General features: G+C 47.0%; 19 protein-coding genes and 1 pseudogene. 8 read left to right on the top strand and 12 right to left on the bottom strand.

Annotated elements, in window-relative coordinates:
• Positions 1 to 317 precede the first annotated feature (317 nt).
• Positions 318 to 656, bottom strand: coding sequence for a DUF3593 domain-containing protein (locus tag QUA33_RS03960; protein WP_333146651.1), 339 nt, complete (start codon positions 654 to 656; stop codon positions 318 to 320).
• 297 nt (positions 657 to 953) lie between these two features.
• Positions 954 to 1,607 carry an ATP-binding protein gene (locus tag QUA33_RS03955; RefSeq protein ID WP_333146649.1) on the bottom strand — a complete coding sequence of 218 codons (654 nt, stop codon included), beginning with the start codon at positions 1,605 to 1,607 and terminating at the stop codon, positions 954 to 956.
• 170 nt (positions 1,608 to 1,777) lie between these two features.
• Here QUA33_RS03955 and QUA33_RS03950 point away from each other — a divergent pair, with 170 nt between their 5' ends.
• Both QUA33_RS03950 and QUA33_RS03945 read left to right on the top strand, forming a co-directional pair.
• The gene (locus tag QUA33_RS03950; RefSeq protein ID WP_333146647.1) at positions 1,778 to 1,987 is read left to right on the top strand and encodes a hypothetical protein; all 210 of its coding nucleotides are present in this window, start codon (positions 1,778 to 1,780) and stop codon (positions 1,985 to 1,987) included.
• A 228-nt stretch (positions 1,988 to 2,215) separates the two neighbouring features.
• Positions 2,216 to 2,959, top strand: a complete 744-nt coding sequence (locus QUA33_RS03945) for a pentapeptide repeat-containing protein (RefSeq protein WP_333146645.1) — start codon at positions 2,216 to 2,218, stop codon at positions 2,957 to 2,959.
• A gap of 104 nt (positions 2,960 to 3,063) precedes the next feature.
• Here QUA33_RS03945 and QUA33_RS03940 read toward each other — a convergent pair whose 3' ends face one another.
• The gene (locus QUA33_RS03940; protein WP_333146643.1) at positions 3,064 to 4,047 is read right to left on the bottom strand and encodes an alpha/beta fold hydrolase; all 984 of its coding nucleotides are present in this window, start codon (positions 4,045 to 4,047) and stop codon (positions 3,064 to 3,066) included.
• Positions 4,048 to 4,165: 118 nt separating this feature from the next.
• Positions 4,166 to 5,626, bottom strand: a complete 1,461-nt coding sequence (gatA, locus tag QUA33_RS03935; protein WP_333146816.1) for an Asp-tRNA(Asn)/Glu-tRNA(Gln) amidotransferase subunit GatA — start codon at positions 5,624 to 5,626, stop codon at positions 4,166 to 4,168.
• Between the two features lie 1,232 nt (positions 5,627 to 6,858).
• Between gatA and QUA33_RS03930 the strand changes: the two genes are divergently transcribed.
• The 3 genes from QUA33_RS03930 (at position 6,859) to QUA33_RS03920 (ending at position 9,725) form a co-directional block, all read left to right on the top strand.
• Positions 6,859 to 7,314, top strand: a complete 456-nt coding sequence (locus tag QUA33_RS03930; RefSeq protein WP_039886916.1) for a helix-turn-helix domain-containing protein — start codon at positions 6,859 to 6,861, stop codon at positions 7,312 to 7,314.
• 216 nt (positions 7,315 to 7,530) lie between these two features.
• Entirely contained in the window at positions 7,531 to 8,832 is a 1,302-nt protein-coding gene (locus tag QUA33_RS03925) for a serine hydrolase (RefSeq protein ID WP_333146641.1), read from the top strand.
• Positions 8,833 to 8,888: 56 nt separating this feature from the next.
• On the top strand, positions 8,889 to 9,725 hold the full coding sequence (locus QUA33_RS03920) for an alpha/beta hydrolase (protein ID WP_333094856.1): 837 nt from the start codon (positions 8,889 to 8,891) through the stop codon (positions 9,723 to 9,725).
• Positions 9,726 to 9,857: 132 nt separating this feature from the next.
• Here QUA33_RS03920 and QUA33_RS03915 read toward each other — a convergent pair whose 3' ends face one another.
• From QUA33_RS03915 to carA, 5 genes are all read right to left on the bottom strand, one after another.
• Entirely contained in the window at positions 9,858 to 10,136 is a 279-nt protein-coding gene (locus QUA33_RS03915; RefSeq protein WP_333082740.1) for a DUF1816 domain-containing protein, read from the bottom strand.
• A 296-nt stretch (positions 10,137 to 10,432) separates the two neighbouring features.
• On the bottom strand, positions 10,433 to 11,863 hold the full coding sequence (gene rlmB / locus QUA33_RS03910) for a 23S rRNA (guanosine(2251)-2'-O)-methyltransferase RlmB (protein WP_333146639.1): 1,431 nt from the start codon (positions 11,861 to 11,863) through the stop codon (positions 10,433 to 10,435).
• 262 nt (positions 11,864 to 12,125) lie between these two features.
• Positions 12,126 to 12,572: a Mini-ribonuclease 3 gene (locus QUA33_RS03905; protein WP_190662113.1), complete on the bottom strand. Its 447-nt coding sequence runs from the start codon at positions 12,570 to 12,572 to the stop codon at positions 12,126 to 12,128.
• Between the two features lie 385 nt (positions 12,573 to 12,957).
• The gene (locus QUA33_RS03900) at positions 12,958 to 13,314 is read right to left on the bottom strand and encodes an STAS domain-containing protein (RefSeq protein ID WP_333037230.1); all 357 of its coding nucleotides are present in this window, start codon (positions 13,312 to 13,314) and stop codon (positions 12,958 to 12,960) included.
• A gap of 181 nt (positions 13,315 to 13,495) precedes the next feature.
• Entirely contained in the window at positions 13,496 to 14,653 is a 1,158-nt protein-coding gene (gene carA / locus QUA33_RS03895; RefSeq protein ID WP_333146637.1) for a glutamine-hydrolyzing carbamoyl-phosphate synthase small subunit, read from the bottom strand.
• A 118-nt stretch (positions 14,654 to 14,771) separates the two neighbouring features.
• Between carA and QUA33_RS03890 the strand changes: the two genes are divergently transcribed.
• Complete coding sequence (locus QUA33_RS03890) at positions 14,772 to 15,587, top strand: retropepsin-like aspartic protease (RefSeq protein ID WP_333146635.1); 816 nt, start codon at positions 14,772 to 14,774, stop codon at positions 15,585 to 15,587.
• Positions 15,588 to 15,751: 164 nt separating this feature from the next.
• Here the strand turns inward: QUA33_RS03890 and QUA33_RS03885 are convergent, their stop codons facing one another.
• From QUA33_RS03885 to QUA33_RS03875, 3 genes are read right to left on the bottom strand one after another with little or no spacing between them, the layout of a single operon-like run.
• On the bottom strand, positions 15,752 to 15,880 hold the full coding sequence (locus QUA33_RS03885) for a hypothetical protein (protein WP_333146633.1): 129 nt from the start codon (positions 15,878 to 15,880) through the stop codon (positions 15,752 to 15,754).
• Complete coding sequence (gene trpD, locus QUA33_RS03880) at positions 15,877 to 16,992, bottom strand: anthranilate phosphoribosyltransferase (protein WP_333146631.1); 1,116 nt, start codon at positions 16,990 to 16,992, stop codon at positions 15,877 to 15,879. Before trpD ends, QUA33_RS03885 begins: the two co-directional genes overlap by 4 nt.
• A 9-nt stretch (positions 16,993 to 17,001) precedes the next feature.
• A complete protein-coding gene (locus tag QUA33_RS03875; RefSeq protein ID WP_333146629.1) occupies positions 17,002 to 17,175 on the bottom strand; it encodes a hypothetical protein in 174 nt (57 codons plus the stop codon).
• A gap of 680 nt (positions 17,176 to 17,855) precedes the next feature.
• Here QUA33_RS03875 and QUA33_RS03870 point away from each other — a divergent pair.
• A complete protein-coding gene (locus QUA33_RS03870) occupies positions 17,856 to 20,849 on the top strand; it encodes a PAS domain S-box protein (protein ID WP_333146627.1) in 2,994 nt (997 codons plus the stop codon).
• Between the two features lie 164 nt (positions 20,850 to 21,013).
• Positions 21,014 to 21,369 (top strand): annotated as a pseudogene (locus QUA33_RS03865) (IS4 family transposase); the annotation flags it as partial.

The raw sequence follows: 21,369 nt of genomic DNA, 5'->3' as shown, positions 1-21,369 counted from the left end.
CTGGAGATTCCCACCACAGCTAAACTTAGCAACATGGTAGTCTGTTTCCACTCACGCCCAGAGCACCATTCTCGATAATACCTGAGAAACTTGCTTTCTTAACCCAAAATCTCCGCTCTCAAGTTGAGCTCGTGGCAAGAAACCAAGGTGAGGACACTAGAAGTGCTTGATGTGAGTTTCCATATATTCTAATGCTTTCCTAAAATTTTGCCGGTTGGCGGCTCACAAACTGGTATGTCAACAGTTAATTAACTGTTAACTACGGCTATTCTGGAGCATTTATGCGGAGAGTAAATGCAAAACTGAGATGAGCTCGGCTATTCTCCCCCATCTAAAAGACCCTCTGGCTCCTCGCCACCCTTCTGTGAGGATGCTTTGGCTTTAATCACTGCTTCTCTAAAGCCTAAAACTAATAAAATATTGGCAAGTGTTAAGAATAGTTCCGCAGAACCGTGCAGCCAATCGACATTTGCTAGTGACTCGTTGTAGGCAACTTTTGCGTAAATTGCGGCGGGAATAGTCACCGCTACAAAAACGAGAGTGCCGTAAAATCCCATCAGAGCTAAACGGGGCGTTTTTCCCGATCGAGTCAAAAACCAGAGAAATCCCAAGTAAGGAAATAGAGACAGAACAAATAAAGTTTCTTTGGAAATCATTAGTAATTGGTGAGCGACCAGATACTATGATAAATTAAAACATCAAAAATTAGTGTGAATAATTTTTAACTTTTAATGTTGAGTTTTTAATATTTAATTAGACAGATGCACCCGTTTCTATCAAACCGCTATAGAATTACCCAAGACCATAGCTCTTAGCCCAATCCGCAGCAGGTTGGCAGTATTCAAAACCCCCTTACCCACGCGGAGACAAAACCCGTAACTTTTCCCCTAACACCGTTTTTACCATAACACATTTTTTACCGTGCCAGTTGTTACTTGTCCCTCACTCCCACGCTACCCAGCAATCAGAAATAGAGACGGTTCCAAAGTTTTCTGTCTGCTAGGCATCAAGCAAGCATCGTTCAAAACCTCTAAATCCAAGCCGTTATTTCTATCTGCTGCCAGAATTTCTTTCAGCTTAGCATCGAAATCAAAACACGGGCCACAATCCCAAACTTTGAGTTCCAACCGTCCGTTGAACACCCTAATTTCCAGTTGAACAGGAGTTTCTGCTGGCAGATTTTTGTGAGCGTGGCGAACTGCATTAGTGAAACCTTCAGCCAACGCCAACTGTAAGTTCCACCAAACTTCATTGGGGAGCGATAAATCTTTCAACAATAGTTCAAACCACAACAAAACTTGAGTTAAAGCATTGACATCTGTTTTGACTTGCAGGCTAATATGTTGAACACAAGTTTCATGCAGCTCTTCTTCCTGCTCTGTTTCATTCTGCCAATCCCAGGTGTTTAATAAATTCATTAACCCATCTAAAACGCTAGCTTTTTTTATATTTTGGGATCGATTGCGACCTTCTACTTCGTAAGTTTTACTCAGCGACAAACAATTTCGATTGTCGAGAGTCCGGGTGTAACTGAGCTCGTCTGCAATCTGCCACATGAGTTTGATCCCCCTGCCGCCTTCTGCAAGTTGATCTATGCTGTTAGACATCTATTTTCCTCGTCTGAAAGTATTAGCTGTACCCTATTTTCCCACCCGCCGAGACATTTGGTACTTTTTTTATACTTGCTGGCTCGGTATTATTTCGGGGATCGTACAAAAATGCTATCTTTTTTAGAGAAGGCAGCGCATCAGCAATATGTCTTAAGACTCTAAGCCAATTGGCTTATTTACCTATCGCCTGTACGGAGAACGATCGCCCTCGGCAGCAAAATCCAACTGCATCGCTTACAAATACTTATCCGTTGTCCGAGTCTGCCACTTGTCGCAGCCGTCGCAAGCTCCAGAATCCCAGGCATTTAGCGCCTTCGGCCGATCGGCGTTCGCTGCAAGGGAGCCTTGATGTGCGGGCTTCCATCCCCAACGCGTAAGTAATATGCGTGAGCGCGATGGCTACGGCCCGGCTTACGCCTACGAACCTTACACCGTTGAGTCGCGTCCATCCACTAGACTAGGACTTACGCAAACAACCCAGTTTCTGCTCAGAATATTGGGTTTGGCCGCCAGGAATTAACGAGGAAACCGGGTTTTTGGTCCCCCGCGCGTAAGTCCAGCAGACAAATCGGTGATGAAAGGCAGTTACAGGACTTACCCAGACTATGACCAAAATTAAACAGAAAATTCTGACGGCAGCTATAATGCTACTCCCATTTTGCGCCGCACTTCCCTTAGAAGCTCAAAATCTGTCTCTAGTCAAGCGGCTGCTAGAAACCAGAGGATGTCCCGGATGCGACTTATTTGGCGCTTCCTTGAGCCGTGCAGATTTGTTTGGCGCTTCCTTGAGCCGCGCCACTCTCAGCAGGGCCGACTTAGTTGATGCCGACTTGACTGCGGCTGACTTAATGGAAGCTAATTTAAACAACGCCAACATGAGAAACGCCTTTTTAGCTGACGCCGACCTCCGCAAAGCCGACCTGAGCAGGGCAGACATCAGGGGAGCCAACTTAGAAAATGCCAACCTCAGCGAGAGTTTTCTGCGAGACGCATCCCTCCAGTTGGCTAATTTAAAATGCAGTAATTTGAGCGCCGCTAAACTAAGTAGAACTGACCTGAGAACTGCCGATTTAAGCGGTGCAAATCTCAGCGGTGCAGACCTCCAAGAAGCCGATTTAAGCGGTGCAAATCTCAGCGGTGCAGACCTTAGATCTGCCGACTTGAGGGATGCGAGATTGAACAAAGCTAATCTCACAGATGCCAATCTCTGCGGGGCCCGGATGCCGAACAGAAAAATATCTCGGCGAGGCTGCGAAGTTAAGAAAGAACAAGCGATAAGCACGAACAATTACTGCAATTACTGCTATGCTTTGAATGACTGGTGGCTGAATGTATTAAGATTTTACTAAACGGTATAATCGCCCTAATTGCTCCGCTTCAGATATGTACTGTCAGAAGTGCGAGCAGGCGGTACAGATATTAAACTAAACCTGTTACCGCCAATAGCTTTTATCTACTTTGAAGAACCTAAAAATTGGCTCAGTATTTGCAGATATTCTGCGCCCCCGATCTGTGCCACATTAGTGTGACCTCCATCAGGAACTATGTACAACTGTTTGGGCTCAGGTGCTGCCTCAAACATTTTTTTGCTCATTTCGACTGGAACTACATGGTCAGCAGTCCCGTGAATAAAAAGCACGGGCATTTGCAGGCGAGCGACTTTTGAAAGAGAATCAAACCGCTGTGTCAGCAACAAATCTATCGGAAACATCCAAAACAGCCCTTTTTGGAAATTAACCATCGCCCGCGTCGAAGTAAAAGAGCCTTCTACGATTAACCCCGCCGCCTCCGGGTGACGCACGGCTAGATCGATCGCGATCGCGCCTCCCAAAGAATGACCGTAGAGATAAATTTGATTCGGGTTAATCCCCCGCTGTTTCACCAAATAATCCCAAGCAAGTTGAGCATCCTCATAAACCTGAGATTCACTCGGAAAATCGCCCTGGCTTTTTCCATAACCGCGATAATCCATCACAAATACCGACAAACCTAATCGATGAAATCGATAAGCGTGTTCGACATTTGCTCCCACATTTGAAGCATTGCCGTGCAGGTACAAAACTACCCCCCCTAATCCCTTATTAAGGGCGGGAACCGTAGCGATGGCCCGTTTGTCACTTTGGGGGGTAGCCAGAAATGACTCCCCCTTTCTTGCTCCACCCCTTGCTAAGGGGGGGCTGGGGGGATTTCCCGAGGCAGGAATCCACCACCCGTGCACGCTGTTCACCGCGCCTGTTTTAGTTGGAATTGGCAACCAGACATCTTGATATTTCAACTGAAAATCATCTGGCGTAGTTTCGATCGCCCGCGCGGGAAAAAAGATAAACTTACCTTGTGCTACAAATAGGAATACACAAGCAGCAGAATAAGCAACGGCCAAAACTATCCCAAAAGCTATTAGCGATTTAGACAAAAGGAATACTAGCAACTTGTTCATAGATAGAGCACGCGGGAAATTAGAGATCGCTCAAAAGCTAATGGCAAATGATTAATTCAGACAATTAGCCAAGATCGATTACTAACTTCCGCCGCAGCATTCCGCCGATTTTCAAAAATTAATCCAATTCCGGGTGGTATAAGTGCCAATTCGTAGACTGTTCGTAAGCGTGAGCTACTTGAAACAACCGAGATTCTTGCAAAACATTACCAATCAGTTGTATACCCACTGGCAGTCCTTTATCATCAAATCCGCAGGGCAAACTCAAAGCTGGCAAACCAGCAAGATTCACGGGAATAGTCATCAAATCTGACAAATACATACTCAGGGGGTCATTGAATTTTTCGCCTGCTTTAAATGCGGTAGTAGGAGCAGTGGGACAGACTAAAACATCAACTTGAGAAAAAGCTTTTTCAAAGTCTTCTTTAATCAAAGTCCGAACTTTTTGAGCTTTTAGATAATAGGCATCGTAATATCCAGCCGAGAGTACGTAAGTGCCGATCGCAATCCGGCGTTTAACTTCTGCACCGAACCCTTGAGAGCGAGTTTTGGCATACATATCCAAAAGATTATCGGGGTCTGGAGACCGGAAACCGTACTTGACTCCATCATATCGCGCCAAATTCGCCGAAGCTTCCGAGGGAGCAATGATATAGTAAGTGGGCAAACCGTAGCGGAACCGAGGACAAGAAATTACTTGAATTTCTGCTCCCAATTGTTGAAATTGTTCGATCGCCTTAGTAACCGCTTCTTTAACCCCCGAGTCCAGCCCTACACCAAAAGTTTCTTTAATTACACCAATTCTAATCTGACCCTTCGGTCGCAAACTGGGTCTCAAAGCTTGGGCATAGTCAGGAATTGGAACATTCAGACTCGTGGAATCTCTCGGATCGTAACCCGCGATCGCCCCCAACAAAATCGCCGCATCCTCAACAGTCCGGCCAAAGGGCCCGATTTGATCGAGAGAAGAAGCATAGGCGACCAAACCGTAGCGAGAAACCAATCCATAAGTCGGTTTCAGCCCCACCAAACCGCAAAAAGCAGCAGGTTGGCGGATTGAGCCGCCTGTATCCGAACCCAAACTCACGACACATTCTTCGGCGGCTACCGCTGCGGCAGAACCGCCAGAAGACCCTCCGGGCACGCGCTCCAAGTCCCAAGGATTCGCGGTAACTTGATAGGCAGAAGTTTCTGTCGAGCTCCCCATTGCAAACTCGTCCATATTCGCCTTACCCACAATCACCGCACCGGCTGCTTGGAGTTTGGAGACGACAGTGGCATCGTAGGGAGGAACAAAATTCTCCAAAATTCGAGAGGCGCAGGTTGTGGGAACGCCCTCGGTACACATATTATCTTTAACGGCGATCGGGATGCCGGCCAATAGGCCAATTTGCTCTCCGGCTGCGATTTGGGCATCCACTTTATGGGCCTGCGCCAATGCGCTGTCTGCCGTCACGCACAGAAAGCTTTTCAACTTCGGCTCTAGCTGGGTAATTCGGTCTAATGTTTCTTGAGTAATTTCCACAGCAGAGCGTTCTTTATTGACCAGTTGTCGGTGCAACTCGCGGATGGATGCCATGCTCGTACCTTTATCATTTCTACTTTGAGACAATACAGTTAATATAGCTGGCAATTGTACCTGCTTACAGCCCGAAGGCAAAGTCGGCTATTTTTGTGGCGAAAGTTCGAGCCTCGAAGAGGGTTCCGCTAACGCGCGATCGGTCATTTTATCTACAATTGATTAAATTGCCCAAATCCCACCGAACACTAAATAGCGATCGAGTTTTTTACCTCATCTTTTAACAAACCAAGAAGGCAACTGTATCAAAACTTATGCAACAAGTGGTTGGACGCGAGAATTATATGAGTAAGGGGTAAGGTGGGCAATCCGGACTCTACATAATTAGGTTTTCTCTCCAAGAATGTGTATGCAACATCACACTCATTAGGAAAGCAGTCATTCCCAATTATGTAATCTAAATGATAAAAGATTAGAACCCAGCTTCTCTTCGACACCACCCAGGAATTACGGTTGAAAACGATGGCATTAAAAATAAATTAATCCAAAATTATGACTGCTTTATTCCAGGGAATATTCAGACTATTAAAGTTGTTGCCCATACATAATTATTAGATTTAAGTTATTGTAACATAGCATAAATAATCGCATTTAAAGCTGATTATTTAGGAGAGTTATCGCCTCCTGTAAATCCCGAAGTACATAAAATGAAATAAAAAGATATGATAATAAAAGATTAGATGATGGGGGTCGATACCCTAAGAATTAGGGTCAGATTATGAAGAAAAGTTTTTCAGTCAAAAATGACTGAAAGTTATCAGTCATTCGAGTGAATTAATGGGGGCTGTGCGATCGAAGAAAATAGCGATCGACCTTTTCCGATACACGCCCCTTGTGCCAGAGGTCAATCGATTTTAGATTTTAGATTTTAGATTTTAGATTGAAGCCTTCACCCCACAGATAAATTCGGGAAGCAATTTTCATCGGATACAGATTTTTTATTTCTCCACGGATGAATCCGGGGCTTGTATCCTGGATGCTTTCGGTCAAAAAGCCTGTCAGAAATCTGGGGTTGACAAAAAAGCTTGAAACGCTCACCGCCACGCCGAGGTCTTTTGTTGCGCGCACCTGCAAAAAACAGCAGTCCTTCCTCAAGTGCGACTAGCTGCGTGCATCTGGGGTAAAAAAAGCTACTTATTTGTCCGAACGATCCCCAGGAAAATAATTTCATCCGGAATTATCCCCAAAACCAAAGATATATGGTAAGAAGTTCCCGATGCCCCGTTGGAGGAATGCCACCTAAAGCTCACTTAGAATCCCACCTGACGGCAGAGGAACTCAAAATTCGCTACCGGCAGGCACAAAACACCACAGAGTCGCGCCGCTGGCACTTGCTGCTTTTAGTTTCCCGAAATTGGACTATCAAACAAGCAGCCCAAGTCGTAGGCCTCAACTATGACTACGCCAAAGAAATTGTCCAGCGCTACAACCGAGAAGGGCCTAACTCTGTGAGAAATCGCAGCGGAGACCGCCAGCCCCCTCCTGCGAAATCCTTGCTGAATCCTGAACAGCAAGAAGAACTGCGACAAGCGCTGCAAGGTCCTGCCCCCGACGGCGGAGACTGGACAGGCCCCAAAGTCGCTCGCTGGATTGCCGAAAAAATCGGTAGCGATCATGTCTGGCCCCAACGCGGCTGGGATTACCTCAAGCGGTTGGGTGCTGACTGGCGACGGCGGCGCAAAAAGTAGATAGTTCGCCATATTTAAAGGGGGTTGATTGCTTTGGTGCGATCGCTCCCTTTATTTTGGTAATATTTTGCAACATTAGCGCGATCAAAACCATTTTAGATTTTAGATTTTAGATTTTAGATTTTAGATTTGTTCTCTTATCTAAAATCTAAAACTGTTTGACTGATGTAACAATAGCTGCTTATATTGAATGTGGTGGTGTTGAGGATGTTAAATATGCGAGATATCAGGCGTTTTTTGTCGATCGCCAACAAGATGGCGGCAGTAGTAGCCGGCATTGGACTGGTTCAGATGTTAACCATCGCAAGTTCATTTTCTCAATCATCTAACCCGCGTTCGCTAGACGAACTCTACAAAATTCGCGATCGGCTGATCACCGAATTAGAACAACCCTCCTCTCCCTCCCCAGAACCAACCCTGCTCTCGCGCTTAGTTCCTGTTGCCGCCAATCCTCAAGAACAACTGCTACAGCAGTTGCAAGCGGTGGAATCTCAAATATTAGTAGAACAGAGGGCTAAGGACGACTTACAGCAAGCAGTCCGTTTAGCCAACCGAGCTGTAGAAACTCAACGGCAGCCAAATAAGTCGATCGAATCTTCGCAGCAAACTCAATTTTTATGGCATCAGGCACTCAACAACTTGCAGGAAGTTCCTCAAAATTCATTTTTAGCTTCGCTCACTGCCTCAAAAACTCAAGAATACCGGGAAAATTTAACCGCAGCAACCTTTCAAGTACAGCAAGCAAAATCAGATTTTTTGGGTGCGCTTGCCCGGGAAAGCGGTTTGTCGGCTGAAGCTTCGATCGGTGTTTGCAACCTTTCTAGAGAATGCGTAAACCTCCGGGGCGATGTGCCTCCTGTCAGTCCGGCCAGCTTAATTAAATTGCCGATTGCTGTTGCCCTGATGCAAAAAGTCGAAAAAGAAAAAATTAGTCTGAACCAGGAAGTATTCGTCAATCGCGGTAATTTCACCGAAGACGCATCGGAAAAGATTACCTCCAATCGCAATTACCCGCTAAAGCTACTGTTAGAAGAAATGATCTATCGCAGCAGCAATATCGCCACCAATCAACTAATCGATTATTTGGGTTCGGATTACATCAATCAATATTTAGATAATAGCGGCTACGAAGTCACCCGCGTCAACTTCAAATTAATGGGGGAAAGAATTATGCCCTCCAACCCTGGTTCTGGTCGCAACCGCCTGACTGCTAACGAACTCACCGAAATGATGGTGCAAATTTACAACGGCGAAACACCCGGTGCTAAACTATTAATAGAAACTCTCAACCGCCAGTACGATCATGCTCTGGGATTTGCTGCCTTGCAAGGAACTAAAGCTCAGTGGTTGGGCGAAAAAACCGGCCAAAATTCCCTGGTACTCGGCACAACTTTAGCGATGAGCATTGACGACGAGGCTTATGTGATTACTGTGATTGACAGCCGCAGCGGCGAGCTACCAATGCGCCAGTCTATTTCTAAAATTGCCGATTACATTGTCCGAAACCCCAGCTTTTAACGGCTGGAATATGCAATTTATAGCGGGGGAGAACGCACCGCCCAAACATTTAAAAAATGCCGCATCAACAACTCAGTGTTTCCGTCAAAGGCAAAGGATTTCCAATTCTCTGCTTGCACGGCCATCCAGGTTCCGGCGATTGTATGTCGGTATTCACACAACACCTATCAAAGCGGTTCCAGACTATTGCCCCTGACTTGCGCGGATACGGCAACAGCCGCACCTCAACTTTCTTTGAAATGACCGATCATCTGGTCGATTTAGAAGCACTATTAGACAGATTAGGAGTCGATCGGTGTTTGGTGATCGGATGGTCTTTGGGAGGGATTTTAGCGCTGGAATTAGCCATGAAATATCCCCAGCGAGTCACCGGTTTGATTCTCCTTGCATCTGCAGCCAAACCGCGAGGAAGCCATCCTCCCATCTCTTGGCAAGATAACCTTTACACCGGTTTAGCCGGAATTATCAATTGGGCGATACCCGGTTGGCAGTGGAATATTGATACTTTTGCTAGGCGATCGCTCTTTCGCTACTTGATACAGCAGCATAAAGCCACCCCTTACCGCTACTTAGCACAGGCAGGTACCCCCGCCTACCTCAAGACTTCCAACACGGCCACCAAGGCGTTAAATACCGCTCTGAGGGCTGGATACGATCGACTGATGCACCTCGGCGACATTCATTGTCCGTGCTTGGTGTTGGCCGGAGAGGGCGATCGGCACATCACCTCAGCATCCAGTTTAGAAACCGCCCGCCACCTCCACGATTGTCAGTGGCAGTGCTATCCCAATACAGCCCACTTGTTCCCCTGGGAAATTCCCGATCGGGTACTCGCAGACATCGATCGCTGGATTGAGAGTCACCCAGAAGCAGTTGGCAATTGCGAGTGTTGAGTTTTGAGTTTGTCACAAGTAATTTATTACCCAACACTCAAGAGTTTTGAAGTTATAACAACTCACAACTCAAAACCGCACAGCGTTGCGAGGGAAACGTAGCCATCTCAAAACTTAAAATTCCCCCTGCTTCTACTGACCGCTCAAAACCGGCCAGAGCCCTCCATCACCAAGCTTTCCCAAATCTTCTGCAACAGTTAAAGTAAGTGGTTTGCAGCGGTGAATCGAAACACTAACACCTTCTGCCCCTTCATTTTCTATGTCTTCTACATATCCTGCTTTTGCAGCTTCCGCCTCGCCATCGGTTAAGAACGGGCCAAAATAGTAAATGCACCGCGGCGCTGAAGTTTTAACTTCAACCCACCAAGCCAATCCGAAAAAGTTGAGCAAGCTAATCAAGAATTCTTTCATCTGCTTTTCTAATGTATTTGACGGTGTTTTCAGGGTGCTGCGAACACGCCTAGGCTTTTGTTATTTACACGTGGCTAACTGCTGCCAAGAACCGATCCAAAACTATTTAAAGGTGATATTTAAATAGATGGGTGTCGAATTCCTGTTTGAACCTAGGGGCAAGGCCCCTTCTACTTTCGCCTAAACAAGTAACGACAGTCGATCGGCTATCCTTACTTGCTCTAGGTGTGATGCCACTCCATTCTGGGCGGCATTCACAATAAGCTACTCTGTTGTGCTCTTTTTTTCAACCACCTTTACGATCCGTGTACGTGAAACTTTTGGGGCCCGCGCTGGCGGTAAATTTCGTATAAAGCCATCCCCGTTGCTACCGAGACATTCAGGCTAGGAGTATGGCCCCTTAAAGGAATTGAAACTAATCCGTCACATCCGCGCTGTATCAAAAGGCTCAAACCGTCAGCTTCACCACCCACCACTAAAACAGTGGGCCCGGAGAACTTGACTGTCTCTATAGATTGACCGACGCCTGCTGCAGTGCCATAAATCCAAAATCCAGCCTCTTTGAGTTCTTCCAGCGCCCGATTAAGATTGACAACCCTCGCCACGGGCAGGCTTTCCAATGCCCCTGCTGCTACTTTTCTCACTGCCGAGGTAATCCCAACAGCCCGCCGCTGTGGAATCACCATGCCCTGAGATCCCAATGCTTCTGCGGTGCGAATAATCGCCCCTAGATTGTGCGGGTCGTTGAGTCCTTCTGCTACCACAATTACTGGATCTTCGCAAGCCGACTTAGCCTTTGCGATCAGTTCGCTCAAATCCAGGTATTCGTAGGCTGATACTTGAGCGGCTACGCCTTGGTGGTTTGCTTTGCGCGTGATGTAGTCGAGGCGCAAATCGTCAACTTCGTCAATGATGCTGCCGTTGGCTTTGGCTTCGGTTAGCAAGCTATGGAAGCGGGGATCGTAGCGCAGGTGGGGAACAACCCAGATCCGGTTGAGGACTTGGTTTGTTTCTAAAGCTGCTTGCACCGCATGGCGGCCGTAAATCATGTCGTCTGTGTCTGCGTCTGGTTGCACGACTGTATTGGAGGCAGTGTCCACAGGGCGAGTGTCTCTGTCTTTGTCTCTGTCTCTGAAATGGTTGCCCCGGAATTCCTGCGGGCTATTGTCTTTGTCTCTGTCTTTGTAATAATTGCCCCTGGATTCCTGCGGGCTGCTGTCTCTGTTTCTGTCTCGGAAATTGTTGCGGGCCGGCTGCGGGCTGCTGTCTCTGTCTCTGTCTCTGTCTCGGAAATTGTTGCGGGCCGGCTGCGGGCTGCTGTCTCTGTCTCTGTCTCTGTCTCGGAAATTGTTGCGGGCCGGCTGCGGGCTGCTATCTCTGTCTCTGTCTCGGAAATTGTTACGGGCCGGCTGCGGGCTGCTATCTCTGTCTCTGTCTTGGTAATAATTGCCCCTGGATTCCTGCGGGCTGCTGTCTCTGTCTTTGAAATGATTATTTCTGCGAATCTCCGGTTGGCCGTCGGCATCAACTCTCCGTTTGAAAATTGCTCTCACGGGCATTTCTCGCGATTGCGGGGCAAAGGTCGATCGCTTTTGAGGCGCGTCTACTCCGCGAGTGTCGGGACGGGGCTTGCGTTCAAAGCGGGGAGAGGATGGTTGTGAGTCCTGACGGCGGCCTTCGCTTTTGAATGGCTTGCTGTCGGAATTTGGTCTGGTAAATTTTCTCATTGGTTTCTTGTGGTCAAAACGTTTTGGCTGAAGGCTAATCGGTTGTAGATTGTAGATGTGAGATTCTTGAGTGAGGAAGCAATCTTTGGGCTTTTAGATTTTAGATATTCTAGTGAGGGAGCAAGGATTTTGCTATGTTCAAATAGCTAGTTAATAACTGATAAATCCTGTTTTGCCATCGAGATTTTTGCGGTTTTATGTTAGCCGTGCCAGGATGGTTAATTAATCCCTCCCCATGCCCGACTCTTAACTGCTACATCCTTTAAGTCTCAAGATCTAAAAGTGCCAGAAGTTCAGTCAATCTTTCGGGATCGGTGAGATACAAATATCCGACCAAGGTTTCTAAGCTGCTGGCTTGTTGGTATATCTCTGGATCTGCTCGCTTAGAACGGCCCGCTGCAGCATTGCGGCCGCGCTTGACAATTGCTAATTCTGTACTGTTCAAGTAAGGAGAGAGCGATCGCAAATGACGCGCTTGAGTTTCGGCTCGTACTTGCCCCACCACTAATTCGTGATAAGCTTGCAATCTTTTGGGTGGCACTAAGTACGAACTCCGAACGTAGAGTTCGTACACTGCATCTCCCAAATATGCCCAGGCTGCGGGCGAAATTCTTTCTATTTCTGCTGGTGTAGCCCTCGCAGGATGCACTCGATTTAAACTGATATCCGTCAGACTCAGTTTGAGCCCGTCATCTGCGATCGGCGACATACTTTTTTAAATAAAACTTCCGCACAGCTTGGTTTTTCTAGTCACTTAACTTATTGAGTCTTTCGCTACTTCAGCAATTATAGCTTTCCCAGGAGTGTTCGCTGTCAGATCGCGAAGCGAGATATATAGGCAAAGGTTGGCGTGACGATCGCACTCCTAAAAAAGGCTTTTTACAGTCATCGGGATGCTCTACTTCTTATACCATTTTTCCGCGTGTTTGCCACACATATTTTACTGCCCATCCACCGAAACTCTAAGCATCGGGGAAATAGCGGCTGGCGAGTGTCGCAGCTTCTGGGAAAATCGGTATTGTTTTACCAACACAAAAATAAAAATTTGCTATCCAGCGTTGAGAACCGGATAGCTAATTTAATTCACTTTGGCGTCAAGCATCCTTGACGTTTTTTACCGCCTCATCAACCGAAGGCTGCAAAGACAAAAATTTCTCTAAGCGAACCAGTTTAACAGTCTGAGTTACGCGGGGATTTGAGACAATTTGCAATGTCCCTTCCAAGGTTTGGGCTTTTTTGACAAGTTGCACAAGTGCGCCCAAGCCTGAACTATCCACAAAGTCTATCTGAGACAAGTCCAAAATTACGTGTTTTGGGCCCTCGTCAATACATTTGCTTATTACCTTCCGAAAAGTTGCCTCAGAAAAAGCGTCCAGCAGGCCAGTCAGGCGAAATAACTGATAGTTATTCTTGACTTCGCGAGTGCCTCTGAGGCTAACGGTCAGGGTCAATGACTCAGGAATGACACCCTCCTAGCTAGATATGGCTTAAAGTCGAGGCTTCATTATAGGAGTTTTTTGGTCTTTTGTCTACAGTTTTTTAGTCAGCAGTCATTAGTCATTAGTTATTAGTCAGAAGCGATCGACACAAACAGCCTCTGATGACTACTGACTAATGACTGCTGACTCAGGACTACTTACTGCTGGCTACTTTCTGATTGTCTCGCATTGACTGCACGAATCGATCGAATAAATAATCGGCGTCGTGCGGGCCCGGACTGGCTTCTGGGTGGTACTGCACTGAGAACAGCGGCAGGGTTTTATGCTTCAATCCGGCTACGGTGCGATCGTTCAAATTGAGATGAGTAATCTCTACTTCGGGGGCTAGGGAATCGGGGTCGATCGCAAAACCGTGATTTTGGCTAGTAATTTCTACTTGCTCAGTTAAACCCGCTGGATGATTCAATCCCCGATGGCCGAACTTAAGTTTAAAAGTTTCTGCGCCCAAGGAAAGTCCCAAAATTTGGTGTCCCATGCAGATGCCGAATACGGGTTTGTCCGACTTTAACAAAGCTTTCGCAGTAGCGATCCCTTCCGTTACCGCCGCCGGATCTCCGGGGCCGTTGGACAGAAAAATCCCATCCGGGTTGTATTTGAGGATTTCCTCCGGCGACGTGTCAGCGGGGACAACAATTACCCGACACCCGTAACTCGCCAGACGCCGCAGGATGTTGCGCTTGATCCCAAAGTCTAGCGCTACCACCGTCCACATTTTGCCCTTAGCAGGTTTGACTGTAGGACTGAACTCCCAAACCGAGTCCGTGGCTTCAGACCACTCGTAAACCTCGCGAGTGGTGACTTCCTGGACTAGATTCAGCCCATCCATGCTGGGGGCATCTTGAACTTGCTCCAAAAGTTCCGCCTGGTCGAGAATCGTGGTCGAAATGCCGCCGTTGATCGCTCCCACCGTGCGAATTTTGCGCGTGAGGGCGCGGGTGTCTATCCCGTAAATGCCGGGGATATCGTACTGTTTCAGGTAGTCTTGCAGAGATTGCGAGCAGCGCCAGTTGCTGGGGCGGCTGCATACGTTCCGGGCGATCGCACCCCGAATTTGTGGGCGCGAGGATTCTTCGTCTTCGAGATTTACCCCGGTATTGCCCAATTCTGGATAAGTAAAAGTTACAATTTGACCGCAATAGCTGGGATCTGTCAATACTTCTTGGTAGCCCGTCATTCCCGTATTAAATACTACCTCGCCAACGACGGTGGCGTCAGCGCCAAACGACCAGCCGCGGTAAGCAGTACCGTCAGCCAGGACTAGGAGAGCGGGTTGTGCAGTTGAAAGTGACATGGCATCCTTAATTACTTTCGTTTGGTTTCATTCTTACCACTGCCAGGGATTTGATGCTAGTCGGCAATATACAGATATTATTTGAATTTGTGCAGGGGTTCGGCAAAGCAAGGCACTTATGCCGGAGGCAGAAGCAACAGATAATCAAAAAGCTGCAACAAGTGCAAATTCTCCATCTCCCCCCGCGCCAGCAATTTATCTGCCAACAGCTTATGAGGATCGAAAGTCTAAATCTATACCAAAAGGCAGTTGTCGCTGTTACGATCGAGCTACAGCGTTTAATCAAACTATGCCCAGCAAATCTCCCTTGCCTTTACTCTCAAACTCAAAAAAGCCTCTTCTGAGCCCTAACAACCTGCACCAACCTTTACTGGTTTTAGCAGGGGTTATTTCTCTGAGCAGTTCAATTTTAGTAGGGACTGTTGCCAACTCCTCGCGAGCAGTGGCTCAAGAAAGTGAGGGATGCTTCATGAGGAGCTCGTCAGGCCGAACCATCAACCTCAGCCAATCAGTCTGCGGTTTTCTCCCCAAAGAATTGACTCCCACCACTTCGGCGGCGGCAAAGTCGGGAGTATTTCAGGCAAAAATCAAACGCCGAGAGGCTAATATACCCGTCATAGAAGTCACGTTTAACGGCAAACAAAAGTTCGAGATGATGGTAGATTCTGGAGCTAGTGGCACAGTAATTACACCAGCAATGGCTAAAGCATTGGGCGTTGTTCTTCAGGGAACAGTGCAAGCACAAACTCCCAACGGAGTTGCTACTTTTCCCCTCGGTCGCTTGACTTCTATTGAAGCAGGTGGTCTGGCAGTTAACAATGTAGTTGTGGCAGTCTCGCCATCCCTAGATATCGGACTGTTGGGTCACGACTTTTTTGGTAATAAAGATGTGACTATTAAGCAAGATGTCATTGAATTTCGATCGCGCTCTTAACAATAAGTCAGCAGTTAGTTGTTATTGGTTATTGGTTACTGGTTATTTGTAGCAACTGGTTTCCTAACAACTACCAACTGCTTTCGGGTCAACTAACAACTAATATCATGTCCGAGCGATCGTCTATCATACATAGTCGGGGCGGGTTTTTGAGATTGTCGGTTTTAGGCGACTATTGCTGGTGAACCCGTCCCTACAGGAATTATGGTCAATCGACCGAAGATGATATAACAACTGTTAACTCCCAACTGCCAACTCCCAACTGCCAACTCCCAACTGACAACTGACTTCATTTCAAAAACTCAATCAACTGCTGCAACTTCAACCAAGATTCGCCGCTCAATAAAATGTCCTTAGCCATAGAAACTCCTGCGGCGTGGGAACCCATAGGAATTGCACCTCCCACCTGAAAAGCCAAAGAGGCATTCAAAGCTACAACATCCATTTGTGCGGGCGTACCTTTGCCTTGCAAAACGTTCCGCAAAATCTCGGCGTTTTCCTCAACATTTCCGCCTTTTAATGAGCCGATCGCACTTGGTGTCAATCCTACCTTTTCCGGGTCTAAAGTAGTGAGTTCCACTTTGCCATCCGACAAAAAGGCCAAATCAGTCACATCACCCAAACCCGCCTCGTCCAATTTTTCTCTGCCGTGAACGACTACAGCTAATTCAGTTCCCAACTCGCCCAAAGCTTGGGCAATAGTTGATACCAGACTAGGATCGAACACCCCAATTACCTGCCCTGTAGGGCGCATCGGATTGACAAGGGGCCCTAAAAGGTTAAAAACAGTCCGCACCTTCAACGTGCGCCGGAGCGACGCTACAGCCTTAAGTGCCGGATGCCACCCAGGCGCAAATAAAAAGGTGATGCCTACTGCGTCTACGGCAGATCTCACCTTCGCGGGATCGGCGTTGAGGTTGACTCCGAGTGCTTCCAACACGTCAGCAGAACCCACTTTGCTTGATGCGGAGCGATTTCCGTGTTTCGCGACTCGAACTTTGCCGGCGGCGGCCACAAAAGCTACAGCAGTGGAAATGTTAAACGTAGAAGCGCCGTCGCCCCCGGTGCCGCAAGTATCAATTAATTTGAGATTGGAGAGTGAGGATTTGGGATCGAAAACGCTCTCCGACTCGCCTGCAAGCGACTGAGAATGCAATACCTGAGCCATTCCTGCCAATTCTTGTGCAGAGATGCCTTTGGCTTGGATGGCCGCTAAAATTGCTCCTGAGAGGACGGGGGGAATAGCTTCTGCTAGCCATCCCTGCATCAAGTCGGCTGCTTGGGCGCGTGAGAGAGATTGTCTGTCTAATAGTTGTTGCAGGAGGACTGGCCACACAGGAGATTCCGCCACCTGGGTTGAAGCTGGGGATAACTCTGGCGTTGCTAGGAGAGGAGAATCTGTCATTTATTAGTTCTAGTCAAATTTAGCCCGATCGAGCTTTGCGGCAAAACCGAGAATCGATCGGGATTTTACCAGACTGGCTGACCACATTTTGCGCGATCGGACCCAGATTTTTGCCCAAATGCCAGCACCGCTACAGAATTTTTCCCCCCGCAGCAGCAGGATATGAATTTTTTGATACAACAATTACCCTATTGTTGTGCCAACTTTACATAGAAACTCCATATCGTACAACTGCCAGCAGTCTGCTGTATTATCTATCAGCAATAATACTTAACAGTAACTCAGAGCAGCCAAAGACCGATAAAAGTTTCCGACAGGAGTTGTGGAGAGCAAAAATTTTAGACATTAGGAGAACCCCAGATTCATCTGTGGAGTCAATTCTTTAATCTAAAATCTCAAATCGACTGACAGCAAGGACAGCGAGCGTTTAGCTCTTGCAGGCGGGTTAGTTGCCTAGGGTAAGAGTCGATCGCACTCTCACCCAAATCCTAAAAATAGGCTCTTGCCGTTGTAGAAGTCGCTGCCTTTTATTGTAACAACATCCTTGCTACTAACTTATTTCAGGGTATTCAACTGCTAATATATTCAGGAAGATTTCAAGGAGCGGGTTTTGCTCGAACACCTGCACCCCGGGCCGATCGATATGCCAATGCGAGCGTAACAGCCACTCAAGCCTCAACTAAATACCGGAGCAGCTAAACTTTCGGCAGCAACTACTAACAACTAACAACCCAGTAGGACAGATGAATAAACACACTCGTCTCCGGCTGCGACACACCATCTTTTAGCCTAACTAATGGCTCAAATTTAACAGGCGGTAGACCAAAATATTCAACTCACACACAAGAGCAGGGTATTGACAAGTGGGAAATCAAAAATTAGGAAATAAAGCGATAGAATGCCTGAATGTCGCGGAGGCACTGCACCAAATGGAAGCAAAATATTATAGTATGTTTGAAAATGCTGTGTCGGGTATTTTTCAAACAACCCAGTCCGGTCGCTACATCAGCGCTAATCCAGCTTTGGCTCGCATCTACGGATACAATTCCGCTGCCGAACTGATGACCTGTCTGACTGATATTAGCGATCAGCTTTACGTCAATCCCGATCGCCGCGATCAGTTTGTTTCTGCTTTGCAAGAACAGGGCATCGTATCCGATTTTGAGTCGCAGATTTATCGGCGGGACGGAACAATAATTTGGATTGCTGAGAATGCGCGGGCTGTCTGCGATGAAGCAGGGAAATTGCTCTACTACGAAGGTTTTGTAGAAGATATCACCCAGCGCAAGCAAGCAGAATCTGCACTTCGAGAAAGCGAAGAACGACTGCGCTTAATAATTGAAGGCGTTAAGGATTATGCTATATTTATGTTAGATCCTGATGGGTATGTAGCTAGCTGGAATTCTGGTGCAGAACGCATTTTGGGATACAGAGCTCATGAGATAGTAGGCAATAATTCGGAGTGTTTTTTCACTAAAGAAGATCTTGAAATCGGCAAGCACAAAGAAAAATTAATCCGGGCGGTGGCAGAAGGTCGATACGAAAATGAAGGCTGGCGGCTTCGCAAAGACGGATCGCGATTTTGGGCGAATATTATTGTTACTCCTTTGCGCGATGAAAGGGGAAAGTTGCAAGGCTTTTCTCAAGTAATGCAGGATATTACTGAACAAAAGCGGGCGGCTGAAGAAAAGATGCAGTTGATTGCTTCTTTGCAGGCATCGGAAAAAAAGTTTCGCACTTTGTACGAATCGACGACTGATGCGGTAATGCTGTTAGACGAAGAGGGTTTTTTGGATTGCAATCCGGCGACTTTAAAGTTATTTGGATGCAGCACTGAGTCGGAGTTTTGCGGCAAGCATCCTTCGGAGTTCAGCCCGCCGTTGCAACCGGACGGACAAGATTCTATGAGTCTTTCTCAAGAGCGAATTAATACGGCTCTGCGATCGGGAAATTGCCGTTTTGACTGGAGGCACTGCCGTTTGGATGGTTCTGAGTTTCCTGCGGAAGTGCTGCTAACTTCTATGGATATCGGCGGCAAAATAGGGCTGCAAGGCGTGGTGCGCGATATCACTTATCGGGTGCAGGCTGAGGAGGCCCTGAAGCAGGCTAATGAGGTACTGGAATGCCGGGTTAAAGAGCGGACAAGTCAGTTGGAAGAGGCTATTAAAAAGTTGAGATTGTCGGAAGAAAAGTTTTCTAAGGCTTTTCGCTCAAGTCCAGATCCGATGATTATTACTACTTTTGCAGAGGGTCGTTTTATTGAAGTTAATGATAGTTTTTTGTTGATGACTGGTTACGCTTTAGAAGAAACGACCTCCAATACAGTACCGGGGTTAAATATTTGGGTAAGGTCTCAAGACCGACTTGATTTTAGGCAAAGTTTGCACGAACAAGGTGTTGTTCGCAATCAGGAATGCGAGTTTCGGATGAAGTCGGGATCGGTGGTGGTGTGTTTGCTGTCAGCAGAGTTGATTAATTTGGACGGCGAACTCTGTATGCTGGCGGTGATGACGGATATTACCGATCGCAAACACGCCGAAGAAGCCCTACGGGAAAGCCAGCGGGCCCTGGCGACGCTAATGAGCAATTTGCCGGGGATGGCCTACCGTTTTCGCAACGATGCCGATCGCAGTATGGAGTTTGTCAGCGAAGGTTGCTATCAGTTAGCCGGCTATTCTCCTGAAGAATTTATCGGCACTCGGCAAATTTCTCTCTCGGAACTGACTCACCCGGACGATCGCGAGAATTTGTGGAATGCCGTACAAGTTGCGTTGCAAGAAAATCGACCCTATCAGCTAAATTACCGAATTACGTCTAAAAATGGCGAATTAAAATGGGTTTGGGAGCAAGGTTTGGGAGTGTTTTCCGAGTCCGGAGAATTGATAGCTTTGGAAGGGTTAATTACTGATATTTCCGAGCAGAAACGCAGTGAAGAAGCTTTGCGGCGATCGCAAACCGAGTTAACCCAACAAAAACTTCAACTCGAAAATACTTTGCACGAATTGCAGCAAACTCAAGCTCAATTGATTCACACTGAGAAAATGTCTACTCTGGGTCAAATGGTAGCCGGTGTCGCTCACGAAATTAACAATCCCGTTAGCAGCGTTTGCGGCAATCTCGTTCACGTCGGCCACTATACGGAAGATTTGCTGAATTTGCTCGATATGTACCAGCAGCACTGCCCGCAGCCGCCTGCAGCAATTCAAAATAAAATTAAGGATATCGAATTAGAGTTTCTGTTAGAAGATTTGCCGAAAGCGATGTCTTCGATGCAGGTTGGGGCCGATCGCATTCGGGAAATCGTGCGATCGCTCAGAAATTTCTCCCGCAAAGACGATTCTCAAATGAGCAAAGTTAACCTGCACGAAGGGATTGAAGGAACGTTGCTGATTCTGCAAAGTCGCCTGAAAGCCAGAGGCAACTATCCCGAAATTGCGGTAATTAAGGACTATGGAAATTTGCCTTTGGTTGAGTGTTATGCCGGCAAAATCAATCAGGTATTTATGAATTTGATCGGAAATGCGATCGACGCGATCGAGGAATACAATGAAGGGCGTTCAGTTGCCGAAGTCAAAGCTAACCGCAGCAAGATTAAAATTAGGACAGAAGTCCAAAACTCCAACGCTGTAATTAGGATTTCTGACAACGGCCCCGGTATGCCAGAAGAAGTTTCCCAGCAGTTATTCGAGGCTTTTTTTACCACCAAACCCGCCGACAAAGGCACCGGTTTAGGCTTGTCAATTTCCTACAAAGTTGTCCAAGAACACGGTGGTAAACTTAGCTGCGTGTCTGCACTCGGCCACGGAGCAGAGTTTATCATAGAATTGCCGATCGAACAACCGATCGAACAATCCTAAAGTGCGATCGCATTTCCGATAAGAGTCGCGGTTTGTCGTGAGGACTTTAGTCCCTGGGGGGGTGACGACCCGCCCCAAACCCATAGTTAGTAAGGATTGAGCCAACTTGTGGTAAAAAAAGATAGGCAGCAGAGTTGTTACACGCTTGCCTATCCAAAAAAATAATGATACCAAGATTCTACCAGACTCATTTACAAAAACACCTGACGCCATCTCAGTTTTTGGTGATGACAATTTTGCTCTCCTTGATGCAATCAGAAAAACAAGTGAGATTAGAGCGGCTTTCCCGAGTATTTCCCTGTCTAATTACAGCCGAAAGTCGGCGACGTAAATTACAAAGATTTTTAGATTTGCCGAACTTAACAATCGAATTAATTTGGTTCCCATTAATTACTTATTGGTTGACCACTTATTGCCGTGTTGGTACTCGCTTATCAAGATCCATCGATCGCAGTCAATGGGGCTGTATTAATTTGTTCATGGTTAGCTTAATCTGGGAGCGAAGAGCAATTCCATTATA

The organism is Microcoleus sp. Pol14D4 (assembly GCF_036701245.1).
Classification (GTDB): domain Bacteria; phylum Cyanobacteriota; class Cyanobacteriia; order Cyanobacteriales; family Microcoleaceae; genus Microcoleus.
The sequence above is the reverse complement of the archived record's forward strand: the minus strand, read 5'-3'. Positions and strand labels throughout refer to the sequence as shown.

Excerpts from the sequence above, each read along its gene's own strand:
- QUA33_RS03960 (WP_333146651.1), bottom strand. The coding sequence starts at position 656 with ATGATTTCCAAAGAAACTTTATTTGTTCTGTCTCTATTTCCTTACTTG.
- QUA33_RS03955 (WP_333146649.1), bottom strand. The coding sequence starts at position 1,607 with ATGTCTAACAGCATAGATCAACTTGCAGAAGGCGGCAGGGGGATCAAA.
- QUA33_RS03945 (WP_333146645.1), top strand. The coding sequence starts at position 2,216 with ATGACCAAAATTAAACAGAAAATTCTGACGGCAGCTATAATGCTACTC.
- QUA33_RS03940 (WP_333146643.1), bottom strand. The coding sequence starts at position 4,047 with ATGAACAAGTTGCTAGTATTCCTTTTGTCTAAATCGCTAATAGCTTTT.
- gatA (WP_333146816.1), bottom strand. The coding sequence starts at position 5,626 with ATGGCATCCATCCGCGAGTTGCACCGACAACTGGTCAATAAAGAACGC.
- QUA33_RS03930 (WP_039886916.1), top strand. The coding sequence starts at position 6,859 with ATGCCACCTAAAGCTCACTTAGAATCCCACCTGACGGCAGAGGAACTC.
- QUA33_RS03925 (WP_333146641.1), top strand. The coding sequence starts at position 7,531 with ATGCGAGATATCAGGCGTTTTTTGTCGATCGCCAACAAGATGGCGGCA.
- QUA33_RS03920 (WP_333094856.1), top strand. The coding sequence starts at position 8,889 with ATGCCGCATCAACAACTCAGTGTTTCCGTCAAAGGCAAAGGATTTCCA.
- QUA33_RS03915 (WP_333082740.1), bottom strand. The coding sequence starts at position 10,136 with ATGAAAGAATTCTTGATTAGCTTGCTCAACTTTTTCGGATTGGCTTGG.
- rlmB (WP_333146639.1), bottom strand. The coding sequence starts at position 11,863 with ATGAGAAAATTTACCAGACCAAATTCCGACAGCAAGCCATTCAAAAGC.
- QUA33_RS03905 (WP_190662113.1), bottom strand. The coding sequence starts at position 12,572 with ATGTCGCCGATCGCAGATGACGGGCTCAAACTGAGTCTGACGGATATC.
- carA (WP_333146637.1), bottom strand. The coding sequence starts at position 14,653 with ATGTCACTTTCAACTGCACAACCCGCTCTCCTAGTCCTGGCTGACGGT.
- QUA33_RS03890 (WP_333146635.1), top strand. The coding sequence starts at position 14,772 with ATGCCGGAGGCAGAAGCAACAGATAATCAAAAAGCTGCAACAAGTGCA.
- QUA33_RS03885 (WP_333146633.1), bottom strand. The coding sequence starts at position 15,880 with ATGAAGTCAGTTGTCAGTTGGGAGTTGGCAGTTGGGAGTTGGCAGTTG.
- trpD (WP_333146631.1), bottom strand. The coding sequence starts at position 16,992 with ATGACAGATTCTCCTCTCCTAGCAACGCCAGAGTTATCCCCAGCTTCA.